Origin of the sequence: Antarctobacter sediminis (assembly GCF_019218285.1) — a bacterium.
Classification (GTDB): domain Bacteria; phylum Pseudomonadota; class Alphaproteobacteria; order Rhodobacterales; family Rhodobacteraceae; genus Antarctobacter; species Antarctobacter sediminis.
Map to the genome: position 1 here is coordinate 341,859 of NZ_JAHUZG010000002.1, position 13,177 is coordinate 355,035.

A 13,177-nucleotide genomic window follows, 5' to 3' on the forward strand; every position below is an offset into this window, starting at 1 on the left:
GGGGCGCCCCCCCGCCATGGCCCATCAGTTCAGTCGGCGTAGCGGAAACAAACGGTCAGCACGCCGTCATTGTCCGACAGATCCGCATCGGCCTCGTTGATGCGAAACTCGATCCGGCCGATGTTCATGTTGAAAACACCGGCCTGCGTGATCGCGCCGTGAAAGCGCGACCATTCCATCTTTTGGACGGCTCCGGCGACCTCGAACCGGACCAGCAAGGCACCGTAGTGGGCGCTGGCATTTGGTCGGCTTTCGGCGCGGGCGTCCAACGACTTGGCGTCTTGCCCGCCGTGCCCCTGTGTTCCCGCCGGGGTTAATCCCGGCGCAACCGACCAGAACCCGCTGCTGCGTACATCCTGGACCAGACCGTTGGGGAAATCGGCTGCCTGCCAGCCCTGTGTCGCGTCGATGTCATGACAGACATCCGCCGCAAAGGCAGGTGCCGCAATCACACAGGCCACCGCCGCCAGCCCCCTCATGCGAGGTGGTCCACCACATCAAGGTGCTGGGCAAGGGTTTGCACCTTGTCCATATAGCGTTCGACCAGCTTGGGATCAGAGGGAGCCGCGCTGACACCGGCGGGGATTTCACGGTTCAGTACCGATTCAACCGCCAGCGATACCGGGATCGACACCAGCCGCGCCATGGCAGAGCCGCGCGCGTCACCCCATGCATCCATCACGTAGGTCTTGTGATAGACCGGCGCCCCGTCCTTTTCCGCCTCCAGCGCGACACACAGAACCACACGGTCAGGCTCGCCCTCGTCATAGGCGTTCTCTTCCAGAAGCTTGTCCGCGATTTCCTGCAAGCGGGCGTCCGTGGCGGTCCCGGCCTCGGCAAAAATATCGGCCCATGCGTCTGCCCAACCGTTCAGCCGCAATGTGCCGCGCACGAAGTCCTTGATCTTCCAGTCCGCGTCAAAGCCGTATTCCGCGATGAACGGCAGGCTGTCGCGGTTCGGATAAACCTCGAAACTTTCGGGCGTGGGCAGCGGGGCATCATAGCGCGACAGCGCATCCCACGGCCGGTTCACGTTCAACTCGCTGAAATGCCGGATCGAACGCGAGGGCGAGCGCAGCGCCTTGAGCACGCCAACCGGTGCCCATGAAAACTTGTACCGGAAGGCATTGGGGATCTTGGGCACCCCGCCACAATAAGACGTGAAGGAAAGCGCGTTTTCCGCGTCAAAGCCAGCCGAAGCGCGGTAGTCCGCCATCAGCCAATGCGCCATCAGGTGATCGATACCCGGGTCAAGGCCCACCTCGTTCACCAGCCGTGCATCCGCCGATTTGGCCTTGTCGTCCAGCGCCCGCATCTCGGGCGAGATGTAACTGGACGAAACGAAGTCCGCGCCTTTTTCAAGCGCCAGTTCGGCCAGCGGGACATGCCAGTCGCCCGGCAGCATCGAGACGATCACATCCCCTTGCGCCAGCGCCTCACCCAGCGCCGCAATGTCAAAGGCCCGGATGTCGTCGGTCAGATCACCCACGGCCTCTTGTGCCTTGGCGGTTGTCCGGTTCCAGACGGTGACAGGGTGGCCGGCCTCGATCAGGCGGCGCAGGCCGGGAATGGCCGACAGGCCGGTTCCGCACCAATGAACGGTCATGCGCGTTGCTCCGGTTTATGTTGCAGGAAAGTCTGATGGGCACGGCCCCAGACGCCGCTGTCGATCTTATCCAGCGTCATCAGGTGCGGCAGCAGTTGTTCGGCGAAGTCCAGCGAGGATTCGCGCGGCATCAGCGACGGCAGGTTGTCGATGGCCATGATGTCCAACGGCGGGGCATCGCTGACCCGCGACACCGGCTGATCCCAGCTGGTTGCCGCATCATACAGGGGGATCGGATTGAAGGGGCTGTCAGGATCACAGGCGATATCCCCGATCACACGCAAGCGGCGTTCTCCCTGTACTGCGTCCCGTGGGACAAAGACCGGCACACCCGGCATGGCAAGAATGCAGTTCAGGAACACCCCGTGATCCAGAATCTCGGGGAACGGCCCGCCATGGGCGGTTTCCGCCATGTCCCAAGCGGTCACGGAAACGCCCATTTCATTACAGAGATCGCGGGCCCCGGTGCCCACGCGGCCCAACGCCCCGACCACGATGGCCGAACGGCATGGCGCAATGTCCAGCGCCGCCCGTAGGTCGTCACGCAGGCTGTCGGCATCGCGCCAAGTGGACACGGGGGGACAGGTCTTGCCGTCCGCCTGCGCGGCCCATGCCAACAACGACACGGCAGCGCCGGCATAGCCCGCCCAATAGCCAAAGGCGGCAACCCGCCGGCCGTTTTCGTCGACGAGGTATTCGAGGTCATACAAAGCGCCGCCACCAGCCGCGAACCGATCCAGCAGACGGGCACCCGCGGACTGGCCCTTGTAGGCATGACCGAACATGATGTGCCGATGCACCAGAGGCGTATCCGCCTCGGGCAGTTCCTTGAGGCCAAAGATGATGGCGTCTTCGGGCGCTTCGATCCAGCTGCCACGCGGCGCGATCTCTGCGCCGGCATCTGCATAGGGCTGCGGGCGCAGGATGCGGCGCGGGCAATCCTCGACCGTGACGCGAAAGCCCTTGTCCTTTAGCGCCGCAACGCCTTCGGGGGTTATGCCGGTGCGTTCTTCGTTGGGGCGGCCTTCCGCCCGGATCCAGAGATGGGTCATGTCTGTTCCTGATCTTTGCCGGGCAGAGAACCCTCGCCAACGCCGGGGTGCAAGGGTTTTCGCCAATTTCGGGGCTCAGAGATGGCTGCGGGCCTGTTGCCGCTCGGGTGTATCCAGATGCGGCAGGGCGTTGAACTGTGTCATCGCCAACCCGGTGGCCAGCGGTTGAATCCGGTGAAGCGAGCTGTTTTCGATCGCAAGGCACAGATGCGCCATCGCCTTCAGCTCCAGCTCCATGATCACCCTCATGGCCATTCCGATCAGCCCGCCCGAGGTCACGACCAGCGCGCGACCCTCGCCCCCCGCGATCTCGGTCAACGCTTCGGTAACGCGCTTTTCGAAACTGTCCCAGCTTTCCGGCGCGCCCTTGATGGCATCGTCCCGCCAAAGCATCAGCAACTGCGGCAGGTGAAGGATGAATTCTTCACGGTCGCCGGGAACGGCGATCCCGTGCTGCGCTTCGATCAACTGCGCCAGGTCGAAATAGGCCAGTTCGTTCAGGCGCGCGTCCTGAACCGGGGCGGCAAGGCTTTCGGGGCCGATGCCTTCGACGGTTTCGACGTGACGGCGCAATGTGCCGGAATAGACCCGGGCGAATTTCTCGCCCGTCTGCTGAAAATAGCCGCCCAGCCAGCGCGCCTGCTGCCAGCCAAGATCGCTCAGCCGGTCATAGCTGTCTTCGTCCCGGGCGTTGGAATTGGCCTGTCCGTGGCGGACAAGAGTGATGAAGGACATGGGCAAACTCCGACCTTTTCTCAGGCCCGGTGCTTAGCGCCCACATCCCGGGAAGGAAAGCCGCTCAGGCGCGGGCGGCGTCCTCTGGGTCTTCTTCCGTACCGTCAAACCCGCGACGGTCGCGCCCATTTGACCGGGAAGGCGCAGGCGGCTTGGCCGCATCCTCGACCACCAGCGTCCGCGTGGGGAACGGGATGTCGATGCCTTCGCGGTCCAGCGCCTCTTTGACCGCGCGTTTCATATCGGCCTGATATTGGAAATAGCTTGCGCTATCGACCCAGACCCGCACAAGGAAATCGACCGAACTGTCGTTCAGGTTGTTTACCTGAATGAACGGCGCGGGATCTGACCTGGACCGTTCGTCGCCCATGATCGTGTCGCGGATCACCTCTTCGGCCCGCTTGAGGTTCGCGCCATAGCCAACGCCAAACGTCCATTCCGCACGCCGCGTCGGATAGCCCGAATAGTTTTCGATCACATTGCCCCAGACCTCTGAATTCGGGACGAAAATCTGAACATTGCCGAGGCTGGCAAGCTCGGTCATGTTCAATGTGATGTCCTTGACGGTGCCCATCTCTCCGCCGACCTCGACGAAATCGCCGATCTTGATGGGACGAAAGATGACGATCATGACCCCTGCCGCAACATTCGACAGCGTCCCCTGCAAGGCAAGCCCGATGGCAAGCCCCGCCGCACCGATGGCCGCAACGATCGAGGTTGTCTGAACGCCAAAGGTGTTCAGCACAAAAAGCGCCGCAAAGCCCAAAATGACATATCGCGCCGCATTGCCCAGGAAATGGAACAGCGTCGTGTCGAATTTCGCGTGCCGCTCTCCAAGGCGCTGGATGCGGCGGCGGGACCAGTTCGCGATCATCCAGCCGATCAGCAGGATGACAATTGCGGCGACAACGCTTCCCAGCGCCTGCGCCAGAAAGTCGATCGTCAGCACATCCGAAATGGACGTGCCGTTGAGGATCTCGGTGTCTAGCAGCTGCTGCAACTGGTCCATGCGGGCATTCTCCTTGTGCTTTCACAGCCAACGCCTGACGTCCATCCTCTGTTCCGCTGCACGCATGGCCGCCCCACTGGCAAAACCCGCCCGTGACCGCTAGATAGGGGGAAAGAGCAAAGGACGTGACGTGAAAGACAAGGCTGGACAACGAGTGACCCGCGACGGCATCCGCATCCACACCCCGGCGGATTTCGAAGGTATGCGAGTGGCCGGACGGCTGGCGGCGCAACTGCTGGATGAAGTGGCCGAGCATGTCTTCCCGGGTCAGACCACCGGCGCCATCGACGCCTTCATCGAACGCCGCGTGACCGAAGAGGGGGCCACCTCGGCCACCATCGGCTACAAGGGCTATCAGCACGCCACCTGCATCAGCGTGAACCACGTGGTCTGCCACGGCATCCCCGGCGACAAAAAGCTGAAGGAAGGCGACATCCTGAACATCGACGTGACCGTGATCGTCGATGGCTGGTACGGCGACACCTCGCGGATGTATGTGGCGGGCAAGCTGCCGCGCAAGGCCGAACGCCTGATCCAGGTGACGCATGACTCACTGATGAAGGGCATCGAGGCGGTAAAGCCGGGCAACACCTTTGGTGACATCGGCCACGCGATCCAGACATTTGTCGAGGCGAACCGCATGTCCGTGGTGCGCGATTTCTGCGGTCACGGGCTGGGTGAAGTGTTCCATGCGCCCCCGAACGTGCTGCATTATGGCCGTGCGGGCACCGGCCCCCGGCTGGAAGAGGGCATGTTCTTTACCATTGAACCCATGGTGAACCTTGGCCGCCCGGAAACCAAGGTTCTGGCCGATGAATGGACCGCCGTGACCCGCGACAAATCGTTGTCGGCACAGTTCGAACATTCGGTCGGCGTAACCGCGGACGGGGTCGAGATCTTTACCCTCTCGCCCGGTGGCAAGTTCCACCCCACCTACTGATCCGTCGTGACCGCCACAGGGGCGACGCCAAGGCAAATCCCGCCGGGGCATGAGGTGCCGCGCGGGCTGTACGCCCTTTTGTCGACATGCAATTTCGTCATCGGCATGGGGGCTTTTGCCCTGATCGGGATGCTGGAACCCATGGCAGAGGCACTGGACAGTCCCGTGACCTCGGTGGCCGGGTTACTGACGGTCTATTCCATCGCCTATGCCATTACTTCGCCCGTTCTCGTCGCTTTGACCGGGCGGATCGGGCGGCGGAGGGTGCTGACCTTCGGGCTTGCTGTCTTTACCCTCGCCAGTGCCTTTTCGGCTCTGGCTCCCGGTATGGGCCTGCTGTACCCGGCACGTATCCTTGCGGCAGCAGGGGCTGGCATGGTCACGCCGGTTGCATTGGCGATTGCCGCCGCGCTCGCGCCCCCGGAGCAACGCGGCAGCGCGCTGGCTTCTGTTTTTCTGGGCATCACCCTTGCGCAGGTGGCCGGCGTACCTGTGGGCAGCTGGCTGGCTTACACCTTTGGCTGGCGCAGCGTTTTCTTTCTTGTGACCGTCATGGCGCTGCCCTGCCTATGGCTGGTCTGGACACGAGTCCCCGCCGGATTGAAGTTTTCGCCCGTGACGCTTGGGGATCTTGGCCGCGTGCTGCGCGATCCGGCACCGCTATTGACCGTCGGCTTTACCGTGGTCTTTCTTGGGGCGATCTACATGGTCTTCACCTATCTGCCACCGATCCTGTCGCAAAACATGGGCTATGGCCGCGACGGCATCAGCCTTGTGCTGCTGATCTTTGGCATCGGCGCTCCGCTGGGCAACATGCTGGGCGGCGTCATGGCCGACAGGCTGGGACCGGCCCGCAGCCTTGCGCTGATCTGCGCGCTTGAGGCGCTGTGCCTGCCGGTCTTTGCCATGCTGCCCCTGCCCGGCGCGCTGTTGCTGGGCTTTGTCTTTTTCTGGTCGCTGGTCGGCTGGTGTTTCTCACCGTCACAGCAATTGCGGCTGGTGTCACTGGCCCCGCAACTGGCCTCGGTGCTTATGTCGCTGCACGCCGCTTCGATCTATGTCGGCATCGCCGTCGGCTCCGGACTGGGCAGCCTTGTCGTCGGCGCGGCGGGATTGCAGGCGCTTGGTCCCGCGGCTGGTGTCGTCGCGCTGATCTCGCTGGGTGTCATGTTCTGGTCAGCGCGGGTGGCCCGGAAACGCGCAAGCTGACACGGAAAATGACAAACGGCGCCACGCAGGGGCGCGGCGCCGTTTGTCATTTTCACTTGCCGGGCAGTCGGCCTACTCTGCCTCACCAAGTTTGGGCGCGGGCCGTTCCAACACCAAGTCCGCATCAGAGAACCGGATCGGAGACCGCACCCCCGGCACACCACCCGGAGCGATCTGCAATCCACGCGCCTTGACCTGCGGATCGGCAAAAACCTCGGCCATGTCGTTGATCGGTCCGGCCGGCACGCCCACTGACTCGCAGGCCGACAAAAGGTCTGCCTTGTCGCGCAAGCGCGTTGCCGCGCTCAGCCGAGCGATCATGTGCTCGCGGTTGGCCACACGGTCGGCATTGCTGGCAAACTCGGGTGCCTCGGCCATTTCGTCCAGCCCCAACAGGCGGCACAACCGTTGGTATTGAGCGTCATTGCCGGTGGCGATGATGATATGCCCGTCGGCACAGTCAAAAACCTGATACGGCGTCAGGTTCGGGTGATAGTTGCCCGTCCGTCCCGGAGGCGTGCCAGTGCTGAGATAGTTCATCGCCTGGTTCGCCATGGCCGACACCGCGCAATCCAACAGCGCCATGTCCACGTGTTGCCCCCGGCCCGTGCGATCCCTCTGATGCAGAGCGGCAAGGATACCGGTCACCGAATAGAGGCCGGTGAACAGGTCGGTGATCGCCACGCCGGCGCGCTGCGGCTGTCCGTCCGGATCGCCGGTAATCGACATGAAACCGGACATGCCCTGGATGATATAGTCATACCCCGCGCGATGGGCATAGGGGCCATCCTGACCAAAGCCGGTGATCGAACAGTAAATAATCCGCGGATTCACCTGCGAGAGCGAGTCGTAGTCCAGCCCGTATTTGGCCAGCCCTCCGACCTTGAAATTCTCGATCAGGATGTCGGCATCCGCCACCAGCGCGCGCATCCGGTCCTGTCCTTCGGCGCTGGCAAGGTCGACGACCTCGGACCGTTTGCCCCGGTTGCAGGAGTGGAAATACGAAGCCGTCCGATCGTCTTCACGCTCGATAAAGGGCGGTCCCCAGCGGCGGGTGTCATCGCCCTGCGGTGCCTCGATCTTGATGACCTCGGCACCCAGATCCGCCAGCGTCTGACCGGCCCAGGGGCCGGCCAGGATACGGGCCAGTTCAATGACCTTGACCCCTTCGAGGGGCCCACGCGGAGCCGAGGTCATCAGTCCAGCTTGGCGTCCAGGATTTCCGAGAAATCCTCGTAGCTCATGTTGGTGTATTTCTTGCCGTCGATGACAAAGCTGGGGGTCGAGTTGATCCCGTGTTCAGCAGCGTTTTGCTGATACCATGCGATCAGGGTCGAGATCTTGCCAGTGTCGTTCAGGCAGGCCTCGATCTGGTCCCCTTCCATTCCGGCAAGGCGACCGATCTTGCGCAGTTCATCGACGACGGCGGCCTCGGATCCCTTGCGCGCCCAGTCCTGCTGACCCTTGTAGATCAGATCGGTGATGCCAAAGAACTTTTCCTCACCGCCACAACGGGCAATCAGCGAAGCCCAGACGCCGACCTTGTCGAAATAGACCTCGCGGTAGGTGAATTTCACCTTGCCGGTGTCGATGTAGTTTTCCTGAAGCTTGGGGATCAGGGTGGCATGGGCCGACGCGCAATGCGGGCAGGTGTAAGAGGCGTATTCGATCACCTCGATCGGCGCATCCGGATCGCCCTTGACCATCTCGACGATGGTCGAGGTGTCGACGTCGGGGGCCTGTGCCTCGGCCGCGCCGGGAATGCGCACATCCGCGACCCCGGTTGCCGAACCTTGCGTGAAATACCACGCTCCGCCGCCGATCAGCGCCAGCGCAACCGCGCCTGCCGGAAGGATCTTGTTCATGTCGTAAGCCTCTTTCCTGTCGGTCCTGGGGCCAGGTCAGTCCCGGCCCGTCCTCGATATGACGTTTGCCGCCAGACGTTCAAGCGCCGCGCGCAAATCCGCGTCGCCCACCTCGGCGGTGGCGGTGCGGGCCTGCGCCTGCACCTCCGGAGAGGGCAAGCCCTCTGCCGGGTTCTTCTTGCGATACTGGAAATCGACCTGCCCTTCGGCAAAGCCGGTCGCCGCGGTCTGCGTCACACGCACCCGCGCAATCGCGTTATATCCGTAGATTGCATTGATCCGCGCACGGATCTCTTCCTTGCGCATCTCGACCAGCGGCGCCTTTGCACCTGTGGTCAACAGGGTCAGCGTGCCGCCAAAGCCGCCCTTGGAATAGCTGACCTCGACCGGGCGGGCCAATTGGGCCACATCCGCACCGGCAACTTCTTCCCAATGGGTCAGCACGCGGGTCTGGGCGAATCCCCGCCCTTCCGCTGCCTTGCGGATGCGCCCCTGCAACAGCTTGGAGGCGCTTGAAAACCCATATGTGGTGGTCTTGCGTCCGGCCACGTTTGACTCCCTTTACCGCGCGCTATTCTAGTGGCACGGCAGGGCGGCGCCAGCCCCCTTCCGACACGGAGTTTCACCCTTGCGTGATGATGCCATGCCCACCCCTGACCCGCAGGAGCTTCTGCACTGGTACGACCGCCATGCGCGGGCGCTTCCCTGGCGCGTCGGTCCCGCAGCCCGCGCCCGCGGCGACCGCCCCGATCCCTACCGCGTCTGGCTGTCCGAGATCATGTTGCAACAGACAACCGTGGCCGCGGTCAGGGACTATTTTATTGCTTTCACCACCCGCTGGCCGACGGTCGAGGCGCTGGCCGGGGCCGAGGACGCCGATGTCATGGCCGCCTGGGCGGGGTTGGGATATTACGCCCGCGCCCGCAACCTGTTGAAATGCGCCCGCGTGGTGACGCAGGAACACGCGGGCCGGTTCCCGCAGGATCACGCCACCTTGCTGACCCTGCCCGGCGTCGGTCCCTATACCGCCGCCGCCATTGCCGCGATTGCCTTTGACGATCCGCAAACCGTGGTCGACGGCAACGTTGAACGGGTCATGGCGCGGCTATTTGACGAACACACGCCCCTTCCCGCCGCCAAGCCGATCCTGACCGACCACGCCGCCAGCCTGACACCGCGGGACCGCCCGGGCTGTTACGCACAGGGTGTCATGGATCTTGGCGCCACGATCTGCACGCCGAAACGGCCTGCCTGCGGTCTTTGCCCCTGGCGGCGCGCCTGCGCCGCATGGGCCAATGGGACCGCCGCCGAGTTGCCGAAAAAGACCCCGAAAAAGCGCAAACCCACCCGGCTGGGCATCGCCTATCTGGCCCGCCGCGTCGATGGCGCGTGGCTGTTGGAACGCCGTCCCGACAAGGGCCTGCTGGGCGGGATGCTGGGCTGGCCCGGCTCTGACTGGGCCGAGGACGCGCCGCAAGAGGCCCCGCCGATCCGCGCCGAATGGAAAACCATAGCGGGCGAGGCACGCCACACATTCACCCATTTCCACTTGCGCCTGACGGTGAAAACCGCGCTTGTGCCGATGGAGCGGCAACCGGATCGCGGAGAATTCATCGAATTGCCCGATTTCAGCCCCGCCGATCTGCCAACGGTGATGCGCAAGGCTTTTGACCTTGCGCAAGGAACGTAACGGCGCGCTTGGGCCAAAGTGAAGGCGGTCGTATGATCCCGGCAACGGCCCCAGATCGGAGACGCCCATGCTGACCGCAACACAGGTTGCAAGACCCGCCGCCGCCCTGCCCTTTTACCTGTCCTACGGGTTGATTCCGCTGGTCTGGATCGCTGCGGTGCAAGGCGGGTTCTGGGTCTTTCTGCCCATTGTCGCCACATGGTACCTGTTTTCCGCGCTTGATGCGGCGCTGGGGTTGAACTCGGAAAACGCCGATCTGGACACGCCGGATGCCGCGCTTGGCCTTTACAAGCTGCTGACCGCGCTTTGGGTGCCACTGCAATTCCTCAGCCTTTTTGGCCTGATCTGGTACGTCAGCGATGCCGCGCATCTGTCCGGGGTGGAGAAATTCGGCGTCTTCTTCGGCGTCGGCGTGATGACCGGCACCGTGGGCATCAACTACAGCCACGAGTTGATGCATCAGAAAAACCGGATGGAACGGTTTCTTGGCGACCTGCTGCTGGCGATGGTGCTCTATTCTCATTTCCGCTCGGAACACTTGCTGGTGCATCACCGCTATGTCGGCACCCCGCGCGACCCGGTGACCGCGCGCTACAACGAAGGTTTCCACAGGTTCTATCCCCGCGTGCTGCGCGAAAGCCTTGTGTCCAGCTTCAAGGCGGAAAAGGCCATGCTGGCCCGCAAGCGCCTGCCTTGGACGGACTTGTCCAACCCCTTCTGGCGCTATTGGGCGCTGCAACTTGTCATGATCGCGCTGGCGATGGGACTGGGCGGCTGGGCCGGGCTGGCACTGTTCCTCGTGCAGGCGGGTGTGGCGATCTGGCAGTTGGAACTGGTGAATTACGTCGAACACTACGGGCTGACCCGCAAGCACCTTGGCGATGGCAAATACGAACATGTCCTGCCCCGCCATTCGTGGAACGCGGCGCAAAAGGCGTCAAACTGGCTGCTCATCAACCTGCAGCGCCATTCCGACCACCACTACAAGCCTGACAGGCGCTTTCCCCTGTTGCAGAACCATTCCGAGACCGACGCGCCGCAGTTGCCTTATGGTTATCCCGTCATGACCATGGCGGCGATGATCCCGCCGCTCTGGCGTCGCGTGATGAACCCGCGCGTGCGGGCGTGGCGGCGCCAATATTACCCCGAGATCACCGACTGGTCTGCCTACAACAAGGCGTCCACGCCGCTGCCGCGCTAAGCCCGGCCCGGGCGCTGCCCCAAGGTCGCACCCCTCGTCAAAAGGGTGACAAGCCGCCCTGCCGGGTCTATGAGGCCCGCAAAATCGACGTTTCCACGGAAAGAGGATTCCCATGACCACGCAGGTTTTCGGCCACAAGTCCCCCGACACCGACTCCACCGGCAGCCCGATCATCTGGGCCTGGTATCTTAACGAAGTGAAGGGCGAAGCCGCCAAGCCCGCGCTGCTGGGCGAGCCCAACACCGAAGCCGCCTTTATGCTGACCCACTGGGGTCTCGACAAACCCGAGATCATCTCGGACGTCGAAGCGGATGCGCCGGTCGTTATCGTCGACACCAACAACCCCGCCGAACTACCGGCTTCGATCAACTCGGCCGACATCCGCGCCATCATCGACCACCACAAGCTGGTCGGCGGTCTGGAAACCAAGGGGCCGATCGACATCACCGTGCGTCCGCTGGCCTGCACCGCGACCATCATGGTCGACCTGATGGGTGACGACGCCGCCAAGATGCCCGAGGCGATCAAAGGCGCGGCCCTGACCTGCATCCTGTCGGACACGATGGAATTCCGTTCGCCGACCACCACCGACCACGACCGCGCGGTGGCGGAAAAGCTGGCCGCTGATCTGGGCGTGAACATCCCCGAGTTTGCCGGCCAGATGTTTGCCGCGAAATCCGACGTTTCCGCCTTTTCCGACGCCGAACTGCTGCGCATGGACAGCAAGGAATACGAAGTGGACGGCGTGAAATTCCGCGTCTCGGTTCTGGAGACCACCTCGCCCGAGATCCCGCTGGACCGCAAAGCCAGCCTGATGGAAACCATGAAGACCGTCAGCGCCGAGGATGGCGTCGACGAAGTGCTGCTGTTCGTGATCGACATCCTCAAGGAAGAGGCCAACGTGCTGATCCCGAACGACCGCGTGAAAGGCGTGATCGAAAAGAGCTTTGGCGCCAGTGTCGAGGGCGACACCGTTGTCCTGCCCGGCATCATGAGCCGCAAAAAGCAGATCATCCCCAGCCTCAAGGTCTGAGTGCTGGCGCCCTCCGGCGCGAGACTGGAAAGAGGATTGAACGGGGGCCAAGGCCCCCGTTCTTCTATTCCGGATGGGGGCGCTGCCCCCAAACCCCCGGAGAATTTTCACCAAGAAGAAGCAGCAGGAGCGGTGAAGGGCAAAGCGCTGCCCAGCGTGATTTCGAGGGGCGTGATCCGGCAAGCAACGGCCAGCGCCTCGACCCCGGCAGCTTGTGCCTGCCGGAACGCCTGAGCGTAGGCCGGGTCTATGTCGGCGGCGAGCGTGACATGTTCGCAATCGGTGCGCTGCACAAGGTAGAGCATGACAGCACGGTGCCCCTGCTGTGCCATGGCGGACAGTTCGCCAAGGTGCTTGGTTCCACGGGCAGTGACGCTGTCGGGAAACTCGGCCAGTCCCTTCTGGCGTGACAGTGTGACGGATTTGACCTCGACGTAACAATCGGCGCGGCCATTGCCGGTCAGCAGAAAGTCGATGCGACTGTTCTCGCCGTATTTCACCTCGGGCCGCACCAGATCGTAGCCGTCAAGCCCCGCGACCTCACCGGCCATCAGCGCGGCCTTCAGCACCCGGTTCGCCGCGCCGGTATCGACACCGGTGAAATGCCCGCCGGGATGTTCGACCAGCCGCCATGCGAATTTCAGTTTCTTCTTCGGGTCGTCATTGGGTTCCAACCAGATGCGCTGACCTTCGTCTTTCAGGCCCAGCATGGACCCCGGGTTGGCCACATGGGCCGTCACTTCGCGTCCGTCTTGCAACTGGCAATCTGCCAGAAAGCGTTTGTAGCGGCGGATCAGGGTCGCGGGGATGAGCGGGGTTTGAAAGCGCATGGTGCGG

General features: G+C 63.2%; 14 protein-coding genes. 5 read left to right on the forward strand and 9 right to left on the reverse strand.

Features of this window, described 5'->3' with window-relative positions:
* Positions 1-29 precede the first annotated feature (29 nt).
* The 5 genes from KJP30_RS09420 to KJP30_RS09440 all read right to left on the reverse strand — a co-directional run bounded on the left by KJP30_RS09420 (position 30) and on the right by KJP30_RS09440 (position 4,402).
* A complete protein-coding gene (locus KJP30_RS09420; protein WP_218448827.1) occupies positions 30-479 on the reverse strand; it encodes a hypothetical protein in 450 nt (149 codons plus the stop codon).
* On the reverse strand, positions 476-1,606 hold the full coding sequence (locus KJP30_RS09425) for a saccharopine dehydrogenase family protein (RefSeq protein ID WP_218448835.1): 1,131 nt from the start codon (positions 1,604-1,606) through the stop codon (positions 476-478). The genes KJP30_RS09420 and KJP30_RS09425 overlap by 4 nt, the downstream gene beginning before the upstream one ends.
* Positions 1,603-2,658: a saccharopine dehydrogenase gene (locus KJP30_RS09430; RefSeq protein ID WP_218448836.1), complete on the reverse strand. Its 1,056-nt coding sequence runs from the start codon at positions 2,656-2,658 to the stop codon at positions 1,603-1,605. Before KJP30_RS09430 ends, KJP30_RS09425 begins: the two co-directional genes overlap by 4 nt.
* 75 nt (positions 2,659-2,733) lie before the next feature.
* The gene (locus KJP30_RS09435; RefSeq protein WP_218448838.1) at positions 2,734-3,393 is read right to left on the reverse strand and encodes a histidine phosphatase family protein; all 660 of its coding nucleotides are present in this window, start codon (positions 3,391-3,393) and stop codon (positions 2,734-2,736) included.
* A gap of 64 nt (positions 3,394-3,457) precedes the next feature.
* Positions 3,458-4,402, reverse strand: a complete 945-nt coding sequence (locus tag KJP30_RS09440; protein WP_218448840.1) for a mechanosensitive ion channel family protein — start codon at positions 4,400-4,402, stop codon at positions 3,458-3,460.
* A gap of 130 nt (positions 4,403-4,532) precedes the next feature.
* Here KJP30_RS09440 and map point away from each other — a divergent pair, with 130 nt between their 5' ends.
* Together map and KJP30_RS09450 are read left to right on the forward strand one after the other, a co-directional pair.
* Positions 4,533-5,342 (forward strand): type I methionyl aminopeptidase, encoded by an 810-nt coding sequence (gene map / locus KJP30_RS09445; protein WP_218448848.1) that lies wholly within the window; start codon positions 4,533-4,535, stop codon positions 5,340-5,342.
* Positions 5,343-5,348: 6 nt separating this feature from the next.
* Positions 5,349-6,551, forward strand: coding sequence for an MFS transporter (locus KJP30_RS09450; protein WP_218448849.1), 1,203 nt, complete (start codon positions 5,349-5,351; stop codon positions 6,549-6,551).
* A gap of 72 nt (positions 6,552-6,623) precedes the next feature.
* On the opposite strand, the gene KJP30_RS09455 is transcribed toward KJP30_RS09450, so the two are convergent.
* The 3 genes from KJP30_RS09455 to KJP30_RS09465 are packed head-to-tail and all read right to left on the reverse strand — an operon-like array spanning position 6,624 to position 8,965.
* Positions 6,624-7,748, reverse strand: coding sequence for a CaiB/BaiF CoA transferase family protein (locus KJP30_RS09455; RefSeq protein WP_218448851.1), 1,125 nt, complete (start codon positions 7,746-7,748; stop codon positions 6,624-6,626).
* Complete coding sequence (locus tag KJP30_RS09460) at positions 7,748-8,416, reverse strand: DsbA family protein (protein WP_218448854.1); 669 nt, start codon at positions 8,414-8,416, stop codon at positions 7,748-7,750. Before KJP30_RS09460 ends, KJP30_RS09455 begins: the two co-directional genes overlap by 1 nt.
* 36 nt (positions 8,417-8,452) lie before the next feature.
* On the reverse strand, positions 8,453-8,965 hold the full coding sequence (locus KJP30_RS09465; protein WP_218448862.1) for a DUF721 domain-containing protein: 513 nt from the start codon (positions 8,963-8,965) through the stop codon (positions 8,453-8,455).
* Between the two features lie 94 nt (positions 8,966-9,059).
* On the opposite strand from KJP30_RS09465, the gene mutY reads away from it, so the two are divergent.
* The 3 genes from mutY to KJP30_RS09480 all read left to right on the forward strand — a co-directional run bounded on the left by mutY (position 9,060) and on the right by KJP30_RS09480 (position 12,340).
* Positions 9,060-10,106: an A/G-specific adenine glycosylase gene (gene mutY / locus KJP30_RS09470; protein ID WP_218448864.1), complete on the forward strand. Its 1,047-nt coding sequence runs from the start codon at positions 9,060-9,062 to the stop codon at positions 10,104-10,106.
* Between the two features lie 67 nt (positions 10,107-10,173).
* Positions 10,174-11,307 (forward strand): alkane 1-monooxygenase, encoded by a 1,134-nt coding sequence (locus KJP30_RS09475; RefSeq protein ID WP_218448867.1) that lies wholly within the window; start codon positions 10,174-10,176, stop codon positions 11,305-11,307.
* 112 nt (positions 11,308-11,419) lie between these two features.
* On the forward strand, positions 11,420-12,340 hold the full coding sequence (locus tag KJP30_RS09480) for a manganese-dependent inorganic pyrophosphatase (protein ID WP_218448869.1): 921 nt from the start codon (positions 11,420-11,422) through the stop codon (positions 12,338-12,340).
* Positions 12,341-12,447: 107 nt separating this feature from the next.
* Here the strand turns inward: KJP30_RS09480 and sfsA are convergent, their stop codons facing one another.
* A complete protein-coding gene (gene sfsA / locus KJP30_RS09485) occupies positions 12,448-13,170 on the reverse strand; it encodes a DNA/RNA nuclease SfsA (RefSeq protein WP_218448871.1) in 723 nt (240 codons plus the stop codon).
* Positions 13,171-13,177 lie beyond the last annotated feature (7 nt).